18 protein-coding genes are annotated in these 20,291 nt (G+C 62.4%); 8 read left to right on the plus strand and 10 right to left on the minus strand.

Going from position 1 to position 20,291, the window contains the following annotated elements; genetic code table 11:
- The first annotated feature begins 83 nt into the window (after window positions 1-83).
- From VFV96_06650 to VFV96_06670, 5 genes are all read left to right on the plus strand, one after another.
- Window positions 84-779, plus strand: coding sequence for a MotA/TolQ/ExbB proton channel family protein (locus tag VFV96_06650; GenBank protein ID HEU5070074.1), 696 nt, complete (start codon window positions 84-86; stop codon window positions 777-779).
- Window positions 776-1,219, plus strand: coding sequence for a biopolymer transporter ExbD (locus VFV96_06655; protein ID HEU5070075.1), 444 nt, complete (start codon window positions 776-778; stop codon window positions 1,217-1,219). Before VFV96_06650 ends, VFV96_06655 begins: the two co-directional genes overlap by 4 nt.
- Before the next feature lie 56 nt (window positions 1,220-1,275).
- Window positions 1,276-2,013, plus strand: coding sequence for a hypothetical protein (locus VFV96_06660; GenBank protein HEU5070076.1), 738 nt, complete (start codon window positions 1,276-1,278; stop codon window positions 2,011-2,013).
- Window positions 2,014-2,015: 2 nt separating this feature from the next.
- Window positions 2,016-2,240 (plus strand): hypothetical protein, encoded by a 225-nt coding sequence (locus VFV96_06665; protein ID HEU5070077.1) that lies wholly within the window; start codon window positions 2,016-2,018, stop codon window positions 2,238-2,240.
- A gap of 278 nt (window positions 2,241-2,518) precedes the next feature.
- The gene (locus tag VFV96_06670; protein HEU5070078.1) at window positions 2,519-2,884 is read left to right on the plus strand and encodes a hypothetical protein; all 366 of its coding nucleotides are present in this window, start codon (window positions 2,519-2,521) and stop codon (window positions 2,882-2,884) included.
- 17 nt (window positions 2,885-2,901) lie between these two features.
- Here VFV96_06670 and VFV96_06675 read toward each other — a convergent pair whose 3' ends face one another.
- A complete protein-coding gene (locus VFV96_06675) occupies window positions 2,902-4,470 on the minus strand; it encodes an IMP dehydrogenase (GenBank protein HEU5070079.1) in 1,569 nt (522 codons plus the stop codon).
- Window positions 4,471-4,626: 156 nt separating this feature from the next.
- On the opposite strand from VFV96_06675, the gene VFV96_06680 reads away from it, so the two are divergent.
- Window positions 4,627-5,679, plus strand: a complete 1,053-nt coding sequence (locus tag VFV96_06680; GenBank protein ID HEU5070080.1) for a hypothetical protein — start codon at window positions 4,627-4,629, stop codon at window positions 5,677-5,679.
- Between the two features lie 5 nt (window positions 5,680-5,684).
- Here VFV96_06680 and VFV96_06685 read toward each other — a convergent pair whose 3' ends face one another.
- The 7 genes from VFV96_06685 to VFV96_06715 all read right to left on the minus strand — a co-directional run bounded on the left by VFV96_06685 (window position 5,685) and on the right by VFV96_06715 (window position 14,587).
- A complete protein-coding gene (locus tag VFV96_06685; protein ID HEU5070081.1) occupies window positions 5,685-6,749 on the minus strand; it encodes a DUF481 domain-containing protein in 1,065 nt (354 codons plus the stop codon).
- A complete protein-coding gene (locus VFV96_06690; protein HEU5070082.1) occupies window positions 6,724-7,590 on the minus strand; it encodes a hypothetical protein in 867 nt (288 codons plus the stop codon). Before VFV96_06690 ends, VFV96_06685 begins: the two co-directional genes overlap by 26 nt.
- 53 nt (window positions 7,591-7,643) lie before the next feature.
- A complete protein-coding gene (gene waaF / locus VFV96_06695) occupies window positions 7,644-8,666 on the minus strand; it encodes a lipopolysaccharide heptosyltransferase II (protein HEU5070083.1) in 1,023 nt (340 codons plus the stop codon).
- A 51-nt stretch (window positions 8,667-8,717) separates the two neighbouring features.
- On the minus strand, window positions 8,718-9,440 hold the full coding sequence (locus VFV96_06700) for a metallophosphoesterase family protein (protein HEU5070084.1): 723 nt from the start codon (window positions 9,438-9,440) through the stop codon (window positions 8,718-8,720).
- Window position 9,441: 1 nt separating this feature from the next.
- Window positions 9,442-9,720 carry an acylphosphatase gene (locus tag VFV96_06705; GenBank protein ID HEU5070085.1) on the minus strand — a complete coding sequence of 93 codons (279 nt, stop codon included), beginning with the start codon at window positions 9,718-9,720 and terminating at the stop codon, window positions 9,442-9,444.
- 139 nt (window positions 9,721-9,859) lie between these two features.
- Window positions 9,860-11,416, minus strand: a complete 1,557-nt coding sequence (locus VFV96_06710) for an MFS transporter (protein ID HEU5070086.1) — start codon at window positions 11,414-11,416, stop codon at window positions 9,860-9,862.
- A gap of 258 nt (window positions 11,417-11,674) precedes the next feature.
- Entirely contained in the window at window positions 11,675-14,587 is a 2,913-nt protein-coding gene (locus tag VFV96_06715) for a hypothetical protein (protein ID HEU5070087.1), read from the minus strand.
- A 204-nt stretch (window positions 14,588-14,791) separates the two neighbouring features.
- On the opposite strand from VFV96_06715, the gene VFV96_06720 reads away from it, so the two are divergent.
- Window positions 14,792-15,031, plus strand: coding sequence for a zinc ribbon domain-containing protein (locus tag VFV96_06720; protein HEU5070088.1), 240 nt, complete (start codon window positions 14,792-14,794; stop codon window positions 15,029-15,031).
- A gap of 58 nt (window positions 15,032-15,089) precedes the next feature.
- On the opposite strand, the gene VFV96_06725 is transcribed toward VFV96_06720, so the two are convergent.
- Window positions 15,090-15,773, minus strand: a complete 684-nt coding sequence (locus tag VFV96_06725) for an HAD family hydrolase (protein ID HEU5070089.1) — start codon at window positions 15,771-15,773, stop codon at window positions 15,090-15,092.
- A gap of 98 nt (window positions 15,774-15,871) precedes the next feature.
- Between VFV96_06725 and VFV96_06730 the strand changes: the two genes are divergently transcribed.
- On the plus strand, window positions 15,872-17,989 hold the full coding sequence (locus tag VFV96_06730) for an IPT/TIG domain-containing protein (GenBank protein HEU5070090.1): 2,118 nt from the start codon (window positions 15,872-15,874) through the stop codon (window positions 17,987-17,989).
- Window positions 17,990-18,493: 504 nt separating this feature from the next.
- On the opposite strand, the gene VFV96_06735 is transcribed toward VFV96_06730, so the two are convergent.
- On the minus strand, window positions 18,494-20,284 hold the full coding sequence (locus VFV96_06735; protein HEU5070091.1) for an endonuclease/exonuclease/phosphatase family protein: 1,791 nt from the start codon (window positions 20,282-20,284) through the stop codon (window positions 18,494-18,496).
- Between the last annotated feature and the right edge of the window lie 7 nt (window positions 20,285-20,291).

A 20,291-nucleotide genomic window follows, 5' to 3' on the forward strand; every position in this document is an offset into this window, starting at 1 on the left:
GCGACCGGCCGAACTGGGCCTTCGGCATGGCCGATTGAGCGTTGAATGTTGCCCCTTTTTTGCCGCCGCCGTATAACAGGCCCATGCTACTCGCGACGCTCACGTTTCCGGTCCTGGCCGCGGCGCCGGGAACGGCGCCCGACAGCCAGCTGATGCTCCGCACCCTGCTCGGCAACGGCGGCCCGATGATGTGGTTGCTGCTCGTGCTGAGCGGAGTTGCCATCGCGGTGTTCATCGAGCGCGTGCTTTACTGCCACCGTTCCCAGATCAACTCCACCGAGTTTCTCAACGGCGTCCGCACCGTGCTGAAGCGGGACAACGTCGTGGAGGCCCTGTCCATCTGCGACGCCACCCCCGGTCCGGTGGCCCGGCTGGTGCGCACCGCCATCGTCAATCGTGACAAGGGCAAGGACGGTGTCCGCGAGGCACTGGAGGACGCGGGCCTCGTCGAAGTGCCGCGGCTGGAGGCGAAACTAAACCTGCTGGCGACGGTGGCCCAGATCGCGCCGCTGCTGGGATTGCTCGGCACCGTGCTGGGCTTCATCACGGTGTTTTACCAGTTGCAGGACGCCGGGCTGGGCGCACAAATCGGGCAGCTTTCCGGGGGCATCTGGCGCGCCCTCATCAGCGCCGGCGCCGGCATCGCGGTCGCCATCCCGACGCATGTCGGCTACAACTACCTCGTCAGCCGGGTGAACACAATCGTCCTGGACATGGAACGTTCCGCCACGGAAATCGTGAACATTCTGGCGGAGCTGAACAGCAGCAAGACGTCATGAAATTTCCACGCAACGCCCGCATCGCCAAGGGCTCGCTGGAAGCCGCACCGTGGGCGGCCGTCATGTTCCTGCTGGTCACCTTCCTGTTACTGGGCAACCTGCTCTACACCCCGGGCGTCCACATTGAACTGCCCGTGGCCAGCCTGCCGGCGGACGACGCCCTGCCCGGCACGGACAAGCCGACGCTCAGCGTGGCCATGGACGCCAGCGGCCGGTTGTTCTACGAGAACCAGCTGATGGAAGAAACCCAACTGCTGGCGCGGTTGAGCGAAACCGTAAAGGCCGCCCCCGAGAAACCAACGCTGATCGTCCGCGCAGACCGGGCCGTCAGTTACGAAAACTTGATCCGTCTGACGCTGCTGGCGCGGCAGGCCGGCATTGAAAACGCGGTCCTGGCGACGCTTCCCCGGCCGTTCGACAAAACGCCGGCCCGCCCGTGAACGCCGTGCTGCCAGATTCCTCCGCCTGGACAAGGCGCCAGTGGATTGGGGCCGTTGTGCTCGCCGTGCTTGTGCAGGCGGGATTGATTCTGTGGTTCAGCGAACACACGCCACGCCCGGTGCATCGGTTGAACGCACGGCCCGTCGTGCGCATGGCGCCACGGGTCAAAAATGAGTGGCTGACGCTCACGGACCCGACGCTGTTCGCGGTGCCGCACCCGGAAGGATTCTCGGGTCCGGCCTGGCTCACTGTTCCGCCGCATCAATACCGCCCCCCCGGTTCGCTGGACGAACCCTTGTGGCTGGCGCCAACTCCGGTCGCGTTCGGCGCCGCCTTTCATGAATTCGTGCGGACAAGTCCGCTCGCCCCGTTCCATTTTACCGTCCGCCCGCTGGCCGCTCCAACCGATCTTGGCAATGTGCCCAACCCACCGCTGCGCACGGGCTCCGAGTGGGAGGTCACGGGCGACCTGGCCCGCCGCGGTCTCGAGTTCATTCCGCCGCTGCCGTCCTGGACGAACGCCGAAATCCTGGCGCCGAGCGTCGTGCAGGTATTGATTGACGCCCGCGGCAATCCCATTTCCGCCGTGCTGCTGGACCCCAAGGGCAGCGGCCTGAAGGCAGCCGACCAACGCGCGGTGGATCTGGCCCGCGCCGCTCATTTTGGCCCGGACCAGGCGGCGTTGACCGAACATCCGAACGATCCGGCGGCCGGACTTGGCTCGGGCCGGCTGATTTTTCACTGGAACACCCTGCCCGCGCCGGTCACCAACGACAGCGTCAACCCGCGTTAATCATGCCCATTCATACGCTGATTCTGGGATTCGTGGTGATCTCGCTGGGAGCCTTGGGGCTGCTGGTGATTTGGACTGAACTGCGCCGGCGCCGCTTCGAGCCGCACCCCAGCCAGGATCGCATTTTCCGCTGCCAGAAATGCGGCTCGGTTTACACGGACGACCCCGACGTGGACCGCTCGCGCTGCCCGCAATGCGGCAAGCTGAACGAGGCCATCCAATTTTAGCTGCCGTTCCCGCAGGCAAACCCGCCACGAGCCGCGCCCGCCCCACGCGCGTCGCGTGGACGACGCGCAATGCGCGCCCACGCCTCGCCAAATCACACGGTTTCGGCCCCACCTTCGGTTGGCAAGCGCGATGCTCAACAGGCAGACGCACCCACAACCCGCGCCACCATGCCAACGCCGTTTCATGATCTCAAAATCGCCGGGCTCGATGAGGAGCGTTGTTACCGGCTAGGCACAGGCGAGGTCCGGTCTATCTGCAACTGTCAGAGAAACCGCCCGTGGGCTGGTCGAATCTGTTCATCCGCGCGTGGCAATCCATGATCCACGTGCCGGAACGCCGGGTGGGCATGGAAGATGGCGCGATCTGGATCGAGTGCACGCCGGCCGAATTGAAATCCCACCACCTGGCGGAGCTCGAATCCGCCTTGGCTCAGGCGAACCAGCAATTCTGGTCGGCTGTGGAGCGGCGGCTCAACGCGGAACGTGCGCAGCGGGAGGCCGCCCGACAGATGGAAGCGGAACTGGCCTCGCTGGCCGAACATTGGAATCCTCCGTCACAACCCGTCCACGAGGAAGCACCACCGCGCGCCGGCCCAAGGTTCCCGGGCCACCGCTTTTGGCGGATGATTTGGCGCGCGTTTTAGCGCCGCCGCCGGCTCCGTCAATGGCCCGTCTTCAATTCCACGACGTCGTGGGGCGCGGCTTCTTTCATGCCGGCCGGACTGACGCGGATGTAGCGGGCCTTCAGGCAGAGCTGCTCCAGATTGGCGGCGCCGAGGTAGCCCATGCCGCTCTGGATGCCGCCGATGAGCTGGGACAGCACCTGGTCCACGGAGCCGGACACTTCCTTGAGCGCCTCGATGCCTTCGGCGGCCACCTTGCGCGTGCTATCGGCCTTGTCGTGGCCGTAACGCGCGGCCGAGCCCGCCTTCATGGCTGCCAGGCTGCCCATGCCGCGGTATTGCTTATACATTTTGCCGCCGATTTCCATGATCTGCCCCGGCGCCTCGGGACAACCGGCCAGAATGCCGCCGCACACCACGGCCTGCGCGAGCGTCAACGCCTTCACGATGTCGCCCGACTTCGTAATGCCACCGTCGGCCAGAATGCTGACGCCTTTCCTGGCCGCAGCGCGAGAGCACACGTAGAGGGCCGTCAACTGGGGAATCCCGACGCCCGCCACCACGCGCGTGGTGCAAATGGAGCCCGGGCCCTGGCCCACCTTGATGATGCTGGCGCCAGCGTCGGCGAGAAATTCCACGCCGGCGGCGCTGGTGACGTTGCCCGCGATGATGGGCAGCTGTTTGAATTCGCCGCGAATCATCTTCACCGTTTCCGCCACGCCCTTGCTGAAGCCGTGGGCCGTGGAGACCGCCACCACATCAACGCCCCGCTCCACCAGACCGCCGACGTGCTTCAGGATGCGGTCGCGGTCCAGCTCGCCAAAGGCGTTGCGCGTGGCACTCACGGCCGCACCGCAGACGAGCCGGAATTGCGCGTCGCGCGCCGGTTTGAACTGCGCCTTCCGCTCCTGCGTGATGCGCTCGACGTCGCTCATCGTGAACAGCCCGTGCAGGTGATCCTTGTCATCGACGACGAGCAGTTTGTGAATGCCGGGATGGTCGGTGAAGAATTTGTCCGCCCGCGCGATGGGGTTGGAGCCGAGCTCTTTTTTGCCGATGGTCTGGACCTGGCTGCGCGGGGTGAGCGCCTCGGAAACTTTGCGCGCCGCGTAACGGTGCTTCACGACGTGCCCCGACAACAAGCCGACGAGCTTGCCGGAAGCGTCCACCACGGGGAACGTCCGAAACTCGAAACGGCGCTTCTCCACCATGGCCAGCACATCGCCAATCAGTTCATCCGGGGAAACCTTGATGGGATCCTGGATCAGACCGTGCACGTGGTTCTTCACGCGGCTGACGTGATGCAGTTGGTCCTCTTCGGGCATGTTGTAGTGGATGAGCCCCAGCGCCCCGTTCAACGCCATGGCGATGGCCATGCGCGATTCGGTCACGGTGTCCATGTCCGCGGAGACAATGGGGATGTTCAACTGCAGGCCATTCGCGAGCATGGTGCCCAGTTGCGTGTCGCGGGGCAGGATTTCGGAATACTGCGTGGCCAGGGTAACGTCGTCGTAGGTCAGGGCGAGGCCGGCCTGCGCCGGGAAAAAGACATCCGCCGCCTGGAAAAACTGTGAATCAATGGGGTGGGGCTTCAGCGTAGCTGCCATGCGCGAAAATGCCCGAGGCGGCTCGGGGTTGGCAAGAATTTCCCGGTCTCCAGGCGGAAGCCTCCAAACACCAGCAACAAGCCAAAGCCCGTTTCTCGCCGCCATCCTGCGGATGCCACGCTTGCCCGGCCGCAGGCTTTTTGCGAGCTTCCCGCCATGCGAATCGTCTCCGCCCTGGCCCTGGCTGCGCTCTGCGTGACGGCCCGGGCCACGGAAAAGCATTTTAACTTCAGCGAACTGCCCGCCGGGTCGCGGCCCAAGGGGTTCAGCAGCCTCGTCTCGGGCAGCGGTCAGCCCGGCGACTGGCAAATCGTGCTGGACGAGGTGCCGCCGCTGCTGGCGCCCTTGACACCGCAGGCGCCGTCCGTTTCCCGGCACGCGGTGCTCGCCCAACTGGCCCAGGATCCCACGGACGAACATTTTCCCCTGCTGGTTTTTGACGGCGAATCCTTCGGCGATTTTACGCTCAGCACGCGCCTTAAAATGGTGGGCGGCAAGACGGAGCAAATGGCCGGCATCGCCTTTCGCATCCAGGACCCCACCAATTTCTACGTGATTCGCGCGAGCGCACTGGGGCGCAATGTGCGCTTCTACAAGGTGGTGAACGGCCTGCGCAGCGTTCCCATCGGCCCCGAACTGGACGTGAAGACTGGCGTGTGGCACGAACTCAAAATCGAGTGCCGGGGCAACTCGATCCGGGCCGATTTCGACGGCCGCGAAGTGATTCCCCGGCTGACCGACACCTCGTTCACGGCCGGCAAGATTGGCTTCTGGACGAAGTCCGACGCCGTCAGCTACTTCACCGACACCGTCATCACCTACACCCCGAAGGTGCCCTTGGCGCAAACGCTCGTGCAGAGCATCATGGAAAAATATCCACGCATCCAGGCGTTGCGAATTTATACGCTGGCCGGCACGAACGCGGACCCCACGGTCATCGCGAGCAACGAGCCGGCTGACGTTGGCACCGGCGGCGGCAAATACGAACGGGAGTGCATCCAGCAGGCGAAAACGTTTTACGCCAAAACGCAGGGCCACGTGGAAATCGTCAAGCCGCTGCGCGACCGCAACGGCGACCCGATCGCGGCCGTGCGGATTCATCTGGAATCATTTCCGGGTCAGACCGAGGAAAACGCCCTGATGCGCACCCTGCCGATCATGAAGCTGATGCAGGCCCGGGTTCAGCTGGGCCGGGATCTGGCCGAGTAGCCGCGTCAGAAGGTCACCCCGATGGCCGAACGCAGTTGGAATTCGCTGCGCGTGACGCCCGGCGCCGGCTGCGTGTCATACAGCTCCACGCCCGTCAGGTTGAAGGACACGCTTTTGAACAGCGGAAACGCCAGCGTGGACTCCCACCGGAGTTGGGTGTTGTCCGGGTTGTCCATCTGGACCAGCACGGTGGCGCTCTCTGACAGGGTGATGCCCTCGTAAATCTTCCACGTCAGATCCTGGCTCGCGCGGGCAAACGCCGACTCCGAGCGGGGAGAGGCCTTGAAATCCTGCCGCTGATAGCTGATGCCGCCCTCGAGATTCGCCGCAAGATTGGCCTTCTTGAACAGATGATAGCCAAGACCCGGGCCAATGTTGTATTGCAGGTCAATCTGCCGCACGTTGTCGTAGCCCACGCTCATCGCGTTGTAAACGAACATGCTGGTGCCGATGTCAAAGTCGCTCTTGTTATTGGCGTTCATGCGGTCGGCGGACTTCGTCCCGTCGGTGCGCGCGTAATCGGCCCGGTAGTCAAACTTGTTGCGGAAAAACTTCTTCGGATTGGACTGGTAAGGCCGGGAATACGTCAGCCCCAGCGTGCCGTAGTAAATGTTCTGGTCCCGCTGGCCGTAAATCAGGTCCATGCCCAGCTTGATGTCGGTGCGCCATTCGCCGTGCGGTTTGGGCTTGGCAGGGGCGACAGCCTTGGGGGGCGGTGCCGGCTGGGCGGGTGGGGTGGCCTTGGCCACGGTCACGGGTGCCGGATGATTCGTCGCGGCCGGCGCTGGCGGCGGCGTAGCGGCCACGGCATTGGTCACCACCGGGGCGGGCACCGTTTCGCGGCGCAGGATCTGGTCAACGGGCAGGGTCAGCGCCTTGGCCCACGGCGTGGAAACCACGACGTTGGTGGTGGTTTCGGACACAATGGCGCCCGCCACGCGGTCGCCGTTTTTCAGATGGAAGACGATCGTGTCCGCGCGGACAGAAAGAGTGGAAAGGACAAGGAGGAGCAGAACCGCGCTGGCACAAGCGCGGCGGGTCAGGTCATGATTGAGGCAACTTTCGATCATCCGATGCATCGGTCGCGGCGGGCACGTCATCCGCCGACGGGCGGCGCACGCCACCGACGACTTGAATTTCCCCGCGGTCGTTTAAGCGCAGACGCGGGCGGGTCTCGGAATATTCATAAGTTTGCCGCACTTTTATTTCACCGTCGGGATCCACCACGAGATAGCTGAAGGTTTTGGCCCCGTTTTGGTAGAGCAAATGCAACCGGCTCTTCGCATCAACCTGGGGTTCAGGCTGCCCGAAGGTGATCATCGGACCGACGTTGATGAGCTTGAGCACGCGGCCGTCGGCGGCGGACACGCGGAGATAAAGGCGCAACTGACTGCGCAGGTAGTTGGCCTGTTGCAACGTGTATTTGCGCACCTCCGGCGGCTCCGAGGCCCCGGCGCTCGCGGGCACGCCGAACGCCTGTTCCCACAGCTTGGTGCCTTCGATGACCTCGAACTGCACCTCCTTGGTGACGAGCGTTTGTTTCCAGTCCTTGATTTTGACGAGGGCCGAAATGAGGTAGGCGCCCGGCCGGCGCAGATCAAAGCACGGCGCGAGATCCACCTTCATGGTCGCCTGCTTGGAGGATTCCAAATCGAAGGCGCCCTGCACGGGCGGCGCGCTGTTTTGATGCACGCCCCCCCCGTTGAGACGCTGAATCGTGAACTGGACCCAGTCGGCATCCTCCCCGAGATGCAGCGTCTGCCCGGAACGATTGACGATGCGGACACCGGCCATCAATTGTTCCGCCGGCAGATACTTGTCCTGATCGAGCACAATCTCCACCGAGACCTGCGCCCGCACAGAAAGCACCGAGACAAACAAGGCGAGCCAGATGAACGAGCAGATTTTCATGGGGCCACTCTAGTTCCCTGCCACGGGCCTGCAAGCCACAATACCGGCCCCACCTAACCGCAACCGGCCAGCGCCCGCCGGGCCGCCGTGACCACCCGGCCCACGTCAATCCCCTGCAAACACGCCAGCGGCTTCACATAATGACAGCGCGGCTTCAGGCACGGAGAACAGGGCAGATCAATGCGCAAAACGTTCTCAATTTGTCCGTAGGGCCCGGTGCGATGCGGCGAGGTCGGACCGAACACGGCCACCACCGGCCGGCGCATGGCGGCCGCCACGTGCATGGGTCCGGTGTCGTTCGTGACCAATAATTCCCCCAGCCGGACCCATTCAATCATCTCCGGCAGCGAAGTTTTTGCCGTGAGGTCCAGACAGCGGCCCGGCAAGGCCGCCGCAATGGCCTGCCCCGCTTCCGTGTCGTCCCGTCCGCCCAAAACAGCGAAGCGCAAATCAGCGGCATCCGCGGCCAGCTGTTGCGCAACGGCGGCAAAGTTGGCGGCGGGCCAGCGTTTGTTCGCCCACCGCGCCCCGGGTTGAAGCAAAACCCACCGCGCACCCGCCACGTCCCATTTGTTCCGGAGCGCAGCGGCCACCTCGGCCCGCTCCGGCAGCCACGTGAACGGCAGCGTCGTCGGCACCTGCAACGGCTCCAATGCACGCAGATACCAATCCACGGCGTGCGTGTGCCAGGACGGGCGCTGCACGATGACGTCGTAAAAGCCGCGGGCGCCCTCGCGGGGCTCGTCAAGGCCGATGAGTTTTTTGCCGCTGGCCAGCCACGCCACCGCGCCGCTGCGGGCCAGGCTTTGCAGATCGATGACCCAGTCAAAGTGCCGGGCGCGCATCCAGCGCAGATCGCGCAGGAACTGGCGAAGGTATTTGGGTTGCGCCCACCGACGGCGCTCGAAGCGGATGATGCCGGCCAGGTCAGGATCACCCTCCAGCAACGGCGCCAGGCTGGCATCCACCCACCAATGGATCTCGCTGTGGGGCAGGTGGCGCTTGATGAGCCGTGCAACGGGCAGCGCCTGGATGACATCGCCGAGCGAACTGGGCTTAAGGATGAGAACCTTCAAGCGAAAACCGCGGGCTGGCCCGGCGCGGCGGCGGGTTGATGAGAGCGGCGGTTATTTACCGTAGGCCAGGCGTTCCGCGAGCCGTTCCGGCAGACCGGCGGCCCGGATCTTCGCCTGCACGGCGGGAATGTCGTAATCCAGCCGGCGAATTTCCACGGTGCCCTCGTGCACGTCGTAAACCACGTAGGATGCCTTGGGGTTGCCGTCACGCGGCTGGCCCACGGCGCCCACGTTGATGAAATATTTTTTACCCGGCTCCGTCTTGAATTTGGAATAGGTCCCGCCGCGCACCATGCTGTCACGCATGAAGGCAACCGGCACGTGGGTGTGACCGAAAAAGCACATGGCCGTGTTCTGGTAGGTGAAGCTGGCGGCGGCGGCCAGTTTGTCGAACACGTAACCCCAGCGTTGGGGGCCGTCGAGCGTGGCGTGCACGATTGTAAAGCTGGTCACCATGCGGACGTATTTCAGATCCCGGAGCCACTGTTTGTCGTCCTCGGTCAGTTGCTGCCGCGTCCAGAGCACCGCCTCGGCGGCGGCGGGGTTGAATCCTTCCGTGGATTGATCCACCGAACAGTATTCGTCGTGATTGCCCTTCACGCAGGGCATGCCCATGCCGCGGATGATGTCGAGGCATTCCTTGGGGTTGGGGCCATAGCCGACCACGTCGCCCAAGCAGGCGTAATGGGTGCAGCGTTGCTGTTTGGTGTCTTCGAGGACAACCCGCAACGCGTCCAAGTTCCCGTGAATATCTGCTATGATGGCAAACCGCATGTTATGTCACGATTTCAAACCCGCGAAACTCGCCGGTGGCCGATTCCCAAGCCACGGCTTCATCCCGGATGAACGCCGCCACGCCGGCTTCCCGGATGCCTTGACGGAAGGCTTCCAGCTCTTCGCGCGCACCTTCGGCCACGAGTTCCACCCGTCCATCGGGGAGATTACGCACCGTGCCGGTCACCTCAAACCCCAAGGCCACGGTTTTGACCGTGTATCGGAATCCCACGCCCTGAACCCTTCCCGAATAATATACATGCATTCGTGCGCGGTTCATGAGAAGGACATCCTTGATACCCGGCCCAATCAGGCCCGATTTCACGGCAAAATCGCGACGCGATAAAGCCAGAACCGTGCCCGGGCGGCAATGTTTTTCTCCCGATCTCCTGGCGGAAGGGAGCGCCACGCGGCCCCGTTCAGGTGCCGCTCAAATGCACCGGACGATAGCCCCCCTTGGTCTTGAAGTAGAGAATCAGCGAAAGATAACAAACCAGCATGAACGCCGGGAACATGGCCATTTTGCCCAGTGCGGCAAACTGTCCGGTGACCTGGGCGGTTTTGATCGTCTGCTGCGCGGCCGGATCCTGCACCGCCGCGGCCTTTTCCGGGTCAATCGCCCGATACTGCCCCAGCAGATAATGGCTCTCCTTGGTCACACTTTGATACAACGCGGTGTCGGCGGTCTGAAGTTTCGCCGTGGCCGAATACTCCTGCAAATAGCCAATGAAGGGCGCGCCCAGAATGCCCACTGCCAGCATCCCGATGCCGCCCATGGCATTCAAGGTCAACGCGCCGCCTTTGGGACATTGTTCGGTGGTCAACCCCAGCATCGTCGGCCAGAAGAACGTTTTGCCCACCCCGTAAAGCGTGGCGGCGGCGAAAATCGCCAGCATGCCCGCGCCGCTCGTCTTCGAAAGTGCCGTCAATCCAGCGATGGCCAGTGTGGCGCACGTCGCCAGCAGGCCCAGGGGCGAAAGCTTGTGAATCAACGGTCCGGCGGAAAACCGCAGCACCATCATGATCGCCGAGGTGTAAACCAGCACCCACGCAGGATTGTGCCCCGCCATTTTCATCGGCGCCTCCATCAACGAGGTGATCCAGCCATCCGTGCCGAGCTCTGTCGTCGCCAGCGGCATCATGATGATGATGAGAAATCCCAGCAAAGGCCGGCCCACCGACCGGGTGACCACGGCAAAGATGACCGCGACGGCCAGCACCAACCCCCAGCGCAGATTCCCCGACCAGCCGAACACCTCGCCCAACTGGGCAATCACCAGCCCAAATCCCACGAACGCCCCAAACACGCCCAGTTCCTTGAGCATGTCCACATAACCCACCCCCGCCTGCTCACGTTCGCTGCGGGGAAATTTCAACCCGATCAGCATGAGGAAAAAAATGACCGCCGGAATGAGAATCAACCCCAGCGTCAGCCGCCAGTCCGTGATCTGGCGTTCTGCAATGTAAATCGTGCAAAGTCCCCCAATCACCAGGCCACCCGGCCAGCCCGCGTGCAGCCGGTTGAGCCATTTGGTTTTGTCCCGGTTGAACATGGTGGCAACCACCGGATTCGCGTAAGCCTCCACCGTGCCGTTGCCCAGCCCCAGAATGATGCTGCCCCAATACAACAGTTGGTAACCGTGCTTTTGTGCCGCCAGCAGCGCCTCACCGGAAACGCCCTGAATCGCATGATAGGCCGCAAAGGCCAGCGCGCTGTAAATGAGGTAGCAAACGAACGAAAACACCATCGCCACCTTGTAGCCAATACGGTCGATGAACAGGCTGAACACGATGATGCTCACGCCAAACGGCCAGATGCCCGCGCCCTGCAACTCGCCCACCGCCACCTTGTCGAGACCGAAGTCGGTAATGAACTGGCCGCCGCACAGGATCATGCGGCTGATGAAGGCGTAACTCGTGGTGATGAGCGCGATGAAGCAGCCCCAGAAGAGGATTTTGTCGTGCTTGTTGTTCATGGGCAGACGTTTGTTGCCAACTTTCGTGCGGGTTCTCGCGCGCAATACACCCGCGCCGCGCCCCCGAGTCAACGGCAAAAATGACGTGCCGACCTCGGATGAGTCCAATTCGGAATGGTGGAAAAGTCCATCCCCGGCCGTTCGCTGCAAATGAGCGCGCCTCCTGCCCACGCGGCCAAGCGCGATGGACGGCCCGCGAATCATGCTGCAGGTGTCCATCCGAGCATTTGATTCTGATGGGGCAGTTCCCGAAACAAATCAGGGCGACCTGATTTGATAGAAGCGTCGCGGCAACGTTTTCGCCTGTGAATCCAGAAATTCATAGAACTGGTTGCTGGTCGTGACCCCGCTTCCCAAAAATTCCCAATCCATGAGGTTGGTCGAACTCCATACGGAGTAAGATGCATTGCTCGATCCGGCAAACCGAAACGCGAATCCCGTATCGGGTGATGCTGAAACGAAATGAGCGCTGCTTGCATCAATGACCGGCGCAGCCGGCAGGACGATGTGAACCGTGACGTGGGCCGGCAACGAGTCGTCGGTTCCGTCATTCGCAACGTATGTGAAGGAGGTAAGAGGCATCCCGAGTTGCTGGCTTGCGGGTCTGAAAACAAAGCGGCCGGCCGGATCTGAAATCGCATCGTTCAGGTTTAACAGCGCGCCGGGACTGCCGTTGTTGAATTGATACAGAGAGCCGCCCTCGGGCAGCGATTCACACCGGAAGGTAAAGCTGTCGCCATTATAATCCGCCGGACTGGGAAGCGTGATGATGAGATCCGAGTTTACGAATCCTGTTACCACCAAATCGCCTGCCATGGGCGGCAAGTTTGGACCAATGGCAAGGCTGGACCAATCTCCGGCTCCAATTGCCGCAACATTGGTCAGTCCGGAGGGCAGGGTGACTGGTCCATTCGTATAAGTCGTTCCCAACGAAGTCGCACGTTCGCTCGCGGTGGCACAATTCGTCCCCCAAGCCACGATTTGTCCATCGGCCGTCAACGCCAGGAGGTGGAACCAACCCCCAACCACACTCACCAGATTGCTGAGTCCCGCCGGTGGATTGGTCTGCCCGGCAATATTCCACCCCCAAATATTAGGACTGCCCTGTGAGTTTAAAGCCACGCAATCCCACACGGGAGCAGCGATGCCAAACGAATTCGAAACCGCTGCTGGGATGTTCAACTCGCCGTGCAGGTTGGCGCCCCAAGCGAATACCTCGCCACTGTTGCGCAGCGCAACCATGTGGTCCCCCGAAGTGGCGATGCCAACCAGGTTGTAAGCATCTGCGGGGGGCGACCTCAGAGCACTCCCGCCATATCCAGCATTTCCACCCCAGACCACAACGTCACCACTTCGGGTTAACGCTGCCGAATGCCATCCCCCGGCGGCAATGGCTGCAACATTACTCAGTCCGACGGGCACATTTGTCTGGCCTCCCCCATTCCACCCCCAGGCAGTGACCGTCCCATCGGCTTTCAGCGCAAGACAATGCTGCCATCCTGCGCTGACGGCCACCACGTTGGTCAGGTTGACGGGGACGTTGGTCTGCCCGGAAAAATTCGCCCCCCAGCAGCGCACGGTCCCGTCATTGAGGAGTGCAATGGTGTGGTCTCTTCCACTGTCGGCGGAGACGACATGATCCAAGCCAGTCGGCGTCTTCGCCAGGGCGCTGCTCAATCCCCACGCACTGAGTTTGCCGCCGGTGGTGAATCGTTGAAGTGATCCAAATTGCAGACCGAGCTGATTGCTGCTCGCCAACCGGTATAGGTAGGTGCCGCCATCCTCCAAACCCGTTATCTCATTGGTAAACCAAGCCACGCCGTCGGTTGTGTTCAAATCCACATGGGGAGTGACCTGCCCCAGTTGCGCATTCGTGCCCCATTCAAACCAAGCCGACGTGGGCAGCTGATTTGGCGAAACCATCCCGACCAGAACCGCCGAGTTGGGTCTTACTTGCATGGGACTCAGCGTGCCGGGCTTGCCGAGTCGAGCGGGCACGAGAGCAAGTCCAAAGACAGCGCCGGAGCCAACGGCGACCGAAACAACTCCATTGGTCTGCGAAAACGGCGGCAGCGCTCCGGAGTAAGCGAGCGTCTGGTCTTGTCTAACCCCTGCAATTCCACCGCCCGACGCGTTCGCGGCAATCTGAACCAGATTTGTGAATCCACCCCCCAGCGCGCCTCCGGGGAAGGCCGCAACAGTTCCGTCGTTTCGCAGGGCAAAGGTGGCGGATGGATCGCACGCAATACTCACAATGTTGGTCCAGTCGTTCGGCACGTTGGTGTAGGTCCATGCCCCCCATGCCCGCACCTTGCCATGGATGTCCAATGCAGCGGAATGCATTTTGCCGGCCGCAACGGCAACAACGTTGCTCAGGCCACTCGGGACCACAGACTCGTTAAAGTTGGTCCCGCCCCATGCCACCACCGTTCCATCGGAACGCAAAGCGAGACAATGATCCACGCCGAAGGAGATGGCGACGGCATTGGTTAAATCCACCGGCACATTGGTTTGACCGGAGGCGTTGTCGCCCCACACCAAAACACTTCCATCGGCGCGCAGCACAGCATTGTTATTGATTCCGGCTGCAACGGACACGACGTTGGTGGCAGCCGTGGGAACATTGGTGAGGGTCGATGATCCCCCCCACGCGGCAACGCCACCATCCAACTTCACTGCGAGGGTTTGGCCGCTGGCGCAAACTGCTGAACCAACGGGCTGGTGAATCGCATAGGTAAGCCTGCGATCGAACGCTGAGCCCCACGCCAGCCTTAATTCCGACTGCGGCGTAAATCGAGTGACCGCCCCACGCGCCACCGCAGTTGCATTGCTGGCCACGATCCGCACATCATAAGCTCGACCAGGCACTGGGGCGTCGACCGCCATGGTGACCCGGGTCAACGCCCCGTTTGAAGGAACTAAAATTGCCGGGCTTGTCGCGTAAAAATCACCATTTGTGCCCCACTCGAACCAGGCGCTGGTGTCGAGGCCATTGGGCAGGACAAATCCATTCAGGTGAATGTTTGTCAAACTGTTAACCCAAGCCGGCGAGGTGTATGCCAATGGAGCATTCTGCCCGTGAAGCAACTGATTGCCCTGAAATGTCAGCAAAAACGCAATTGCGACCGTATGGCGCCCGATCGGCTCGCTTAAAAATATTCTCGGTTGCATGAATTTTCTTGTCTCCTTGCCTACTTGGGAATTCTAGCCGTTGTTAGGAGAGCTGCATCAACTGGTCAACATCAAATTTCCAGTGATGATAACTTATGGCTCGCCATGTTGGGTATAGATGATCCCCGTGTCGGATAACTTGGTTCTCAAGAGTGTGTGCCTGAGCCCGCTTGAGCTTTGCGGCCATCCGGCTAAACTGCGGGCATGCCGATTTACGAGTTTCATTGCGCGAAGTGCGAGCACGACAGCGAAATCCTGGTGCGCTCCAGCGACTGGCAGGGAACCAAATGCCCGCATTGCGGCTCGACCAAGCTGGAGAAAAAGTTCTCCACCTTTGCCTCCAGTTCAGCCGGCGCCAGTGAACCCTCTGCCTGCGGCAACGGGGGCGGCGGCGGGGGCGGCGGTTGCTGCGCGTGCGCCAGTGGGCGGCCACACCGGCACTGATCGGGAAGAAACTGACATCGGCCGGAACAAACCAAACCCGGGGGTGCGCGGCGGCGGCTTAAATGCCGCGACAGACCTCCGCGGCCCGCAATGCGCGCAAGTCCTGTGTGACCCAATCCGGCTGGTGTGCCTTCAGTTCCTCGTAACGCGCGCCGCCCGTGGCAACCGCCAGGACTTTCGCACCGATGGCCCGGCCGCACCGGATGTCCAGCGGGGTGTCGCCCACCACCACGATCTCATTGCCCCGCAATTCCCGGCCGAGCACCCGGCTGCCGCGCAGCTTCGCGGCCGCCGCAATTTTGTCCCGGTCCTCGTCATCGTCGGCAAAACCGCCGGTCACAAAAAAATCCCACAAGCCGAAATGCCGGAGCTTGATTTCGGCCCCCAGCCGGATGTTGCCCGTGAGCAGGCCCAGCAGCGGCGGTTCGGGTTGCGCATGCAGATCGTGAATGAAGGCACGCACGCCCGGGCATTCGGCGCTTTCGCTCCGCGCGAGGATGTAATCCAGCCAGTGGACGTAACGCTCGAAAAAGCGCTCGAAGTTGGCACTCGTCGCCGGGATGCCGTGCAGGTTGAAAAATTCGCGCACGAGGCTCACATCCGTCCGCCCGGCGAATTTCATGCGTTCGACACCGTCGCGCGCGCCAAATTCGGAGGCGAAGACTTTGGCGAACGCCCTCACGCCGGCGCCGCCCGTGTGAACAAGCGTGCCGTCGATGTCGAAAAGAACCAGACGCACCATGCGGACAGAGAGTAGCCTTCGGGTGACGTGCCCGGCAATGCACATTCCCCACAGTTAGCATTGAATTTCGGTCGTTTCGCACGAGAATGGCGCCGCTCATGCACATTTTTTACTCCATTTTTCGCAAGGCTCTGGCGGGGCTTGCCGGATTGAGCTGCTGCGTCGGATCCGGCGTGCTGGCCGCCCCGACCATCAGTTCGTTCAGTCCGACCTTTGGCTCGTCCACCGATCCCGGCAACATCACCATTACCGGCACCGGCTTTGCTCCCGGAACGGTGGTCGTCAAATTCAACGGGGTCCAGGATCCCACGGCCGGCGCGACCTCGACCACGACCATTCAAGCGCATGTCCCGGCGGGCGCGCCGCTGGGCGCCGGACCCATTTTCGTTTCCGTCGCCGGCGTCGGGGTGAACAGTGCGGACGATTTCACCGTGATCGGCTCCGGACCGTTCGTTAGCGGCTTTTCACCGGCGATTGGCAACGCCGGCGCTTCCGTAACGATTTTCGGCGCGCATTTTTCAAATCCCCTGACGGTAAAGTTCAATGGGGTGACGGTGCCCGGCGCCTCGACTGCGGCTCCCGACCAATTCACGGTCACGGTCCCGGCCGGAGTCACGACGGGTCCCATTTCCGTGACGACGACGGCCGGAACCTGGACAACGGTGAGCAATTTTTTTGTGCCTCCGGTGATTACCAGCTTTTCTCCCGCCAGCGGGCGGGCGGGCACCAATGTCCTGGTCCGTGGAACCAATTTTGTGGGGACAACCGCCGTGCGCTTCAACGGCGTGGACGCCGCCAGCTTTTCCGTTCTGAGCAACACCGTCATTCAAGCCACCGTCCCCGCCAATGCCACCACCGGTCCGGTCCGGGTCAACACACCGGCCGGCTCGGCCATCACCACCAGCAACTTCGTCGTGCTCCCGACGGTCACCGGCTTTGCGCCCGCTTTTGGACCGGTGGGAACCAGCGTCACCATCTCCGGCGCCAACTTTAACGTCGGCACGCCCACGGTGAAATTCAACGGCGTGACGGCCGCCGCACCCACCGGCGTTTCCTTCGGCCAGCTCACCGCCGTCGTCCCCAACGGCGCCACCACCGGCCCGATCACGGTGACGACCACCGACGGAACCGGGACAAGCCCGGCCTTGTTTTATCTGCCGCCGCGCATCACTGGCTTTGCCCCGTCCAACAGCGCCCCGGGCACCACCATCAAGATCACCGGCACCAACTTCACGGACGCCAGCGCTGTGCAATTCAACGGCACCCCCGCGGCCGCGTTTTTCGTGACGAACAACAACACCTTGAGCGCAGTGGTGCCGGCCGGCTTCGTCACCGGGCCCATCTCGGTCACCGCGCCCGGCGGCACGGCCAGTTCATCGTCGATTGCCAGCTCGAACTTTTACGCCGCACCCCTCATCTCCGGCATCAATCCGCTGCACGGTCTGCCGGGCACGAACGTGACCATTTCCGGCGCCAGTTTTCTGGGCACCACAGCGGTCCAGTTTCAAGCGGACGGCGGCGGGACGACCAACGCCCCGATCGTCTCCGTCAACAACGGACAAATCGTGGTCCGCGTGCCCACCAACGCGGTGACCGGCCCCATCACGGTGGTGGCACCCGCCGGCAGCGACACCAGTTCGAGCACGTTTTTCCTCGATTACGCGGGGCTGCTGGTCACGGTCGCCGACTCTCCGGATCCGGTCATGGTCGGTGAGAACCTGACCTATGCGATCCAGGTGAAAAATCTCGGCCCGAATGCCAGTGCCGTGACGGTCACGAACGTGCTGCCGCCGGGCGTTTCGTTTGTGTCCGCCAGCGCGGGCGTAACCACGTCGAACGTCACGGTCGCAAACCTTGGCACCCTTGCGGTGGATGCGACCGGCACATTGACGATTGTCGCCACCCCCAACACCGCCGCCGTGGTGCTGACCAACCTGACCACGGCTTATAGCGGGCCGCTGCCCTCCTACACACCTACGGTGACCACCACATACGTCGAACCACCGCGGCTGTTGTCGATTGCGCCCTACACGCCGGGCGTGGTGCTGCTCGCCTGGCCCACGGCGCTGTCCAACTACACGCTGCAATACAAACACACCCTCGACCCCAACGTGACGTGGGCGGATGTGTTGACGACGCCGGTCACCAACGGCGGTTCCAACCTGATCGCCGAACCCATCAGTGGCTCGATGCAGTTTTACCGGTTGAAACGTTAAGCTCGAGCGGTTCACCTTAAAGTGTAGCCCATGTGGAGGGAGGCTCTGGCTGGGGTTTACACCGGAGCGCCGACTTGTAGTCGGCTTATGTGGATGGGAAGTTCAAAGCCCGTCCCATACCGGCGCTCCAAATGGCTACAGTATTTGTGAAAACGCTCTCGAGCATTTCCAAAGAAACTGCAGCCGGAGCGCGGCGTTCACGCCGCATCCGCATCGCCAGGCAAAGGCGCATTGAAGCGGGCTGAAGCCCGCGCCCCGCCGTTGCGGTCGCCGTGTAAAGAAGGCTACAGCTTTTATTGAACCGCTCCAAGCCGGAACGATTCAGTTGAAAAAAGGGGGAGCGCGACCGGCTCGGTCGCAACCAACGGCGTCCCGCCGCTGGCTCAAGACGTGCGATGGACATCCCAAACGGCGTGGCCTGCCGCTGCTTCACGTGTGGGCCGCGAGGATGCAGCCCACTGCGCCCGAGACGGGCGCGCTCCCCAACCGACTGAATCGTTCCGGCTAAGGCTCCCGGTAAACCCGGAAGAATTGCGGCCCGAAGCCGGCGTTGGTCACAAAGGTCAGGTTGGTGCCGCTGGCGACGAGGTTGGTGGCAAGTGTCGTCCACGATTTCAAATCGCCGGACGCTTCCACGCCATAAACGCGGTTGCTGTGGGATTCCCAACGCAAAGCCACCTGCCCGGCGTCCACCGCCGCCGCCAGCAACCGGAAGGGCTGCGCGTAGGGATTGGCAAATCGCAGGAGCACGGGCAGATGATCGGAGGCCGTCACATCGTCATCGGCGAGCAACGGCCCCGGCGGGTTGGTGAGCAGGTCGCTGCGAAACACCTTGCCCCCGGCGTAATTGGAAAACAACAAGCCACACGGCAGGATGTAATCATACCGTTTCGACGGCCCGCCGCCGGCCTGAATGGAAAAGGTGAGCTCGCTGGCCGTGACGGGATTCACCGGTGACGTGAGCCACAGACCGGTGACATCGTTCGCCAGCCGCTGAATCGGCTGCTGACTGCCCGTGGCCGGGCGCGCAATGTCTTCATTCATGTCGCCGGTCAACAGATACGGGTCATCCGGATGAGCCGGTAAAAAGACCTGGGCCAGGTAGTTGGAAATGGCGGCCGCCTCCGCCGCGCGTTTCGCCGCCGCATCGGATGAGGTGTCGCCCGATTTCAAATGCGCGGTGAACACATGCAACGGCCTTTCAAAACCGGGCACGGCGATTTCGGCCTCGAACAAGTCGCGCGTGAAATTGTCCGCGAGGGATGATGAGGTGTTGGTGTAACCAAACGGCTTGAGGTCCGTCCAGTGGAGCCAGCTTTGCGAGCGGTTGATGGGAAAACGGCTGAGGATGGCGCTGCGGATGTAGCCGTCATCGCTGGAATTTGTCGCGAGTTGAAACCCCGGACGGAAGGCGGCCACAAATTCCGGCAGCTTCGCCCAACCCGCGTTGGTCATGGGAATTTCCTGAAACGTGATGATGTCGGGATCGAGATACATCACCTGCCGGCCGATGGCTTGAACCTGCTCGGCATTCGTGCTCCAATCGGCGGCCGAATTCCCGTGCGTGTTGTAAGTCAGCACGGAAAACGCCGGCGTGGGCAACGGCGGTTCCGACGGCGGCGCATTGGTGGAAACCACCTCGGCAAATGATTCCCCCACCAGCAGATTGTCCACCGTCAACAGCCCCTTGTCCCCGCCTTGCCGCAGCGCAAACACGGTCACCGTGCTGCTGGCCACGCTTTCGGTCGTGGTGATGGAGGGATCGGATTCCGCGACGGGATTCAGCCAGAGCGTTGCCGTGCCCGTGGCGTTGGTCAACCGCACCACGACACGGTAGTCGGTGTTCAAACTGAGATCCGCCGGATACGTGGCATTGAGACCGGCAGCCGTGGAGGAAAGTCCCACCCGGAATTTTCCGCCCGCCGCACCGTTCGTCAGCGCCCAGACACGGGCCCGAAAGCCACTGCTCGTTCCCGTGTCCTTGAACAGCGCAAAGTAACTGCCACCACCCGGGGGCAGCGTGCTGAAACGGAGGGTGAAGCCCGCGCACACCACGCCGGTTGCCGGTGGCGGCGACAACAGCGCCTGCACATCCTCGCCATCCGCCAGATTCAAACTCGCCCGCCCGGCGGCGACCGTGATTTGCCCGGCGGTTCCGCTGAACGTCTGCCAGGCGCCGTCGCTCACCGTGACGAGTGAACCATCGGCGTAATCGAATGGCTCATTCAACAGCACGGCCGCCGGCGTGGAGCCGGCCATCACCCCGAGCACCCAGGCAACAAACACTAATTTCACAACTCGT

Source organism: Verrucomicrobiia bacterium, from assembly GCA_035765895.1.
Taxonomy (GTDB): Bacteria; Verrucomicrobiota; Verrucomicrobiia; order Limisphaerales; family DSYF01; genus DSYF01.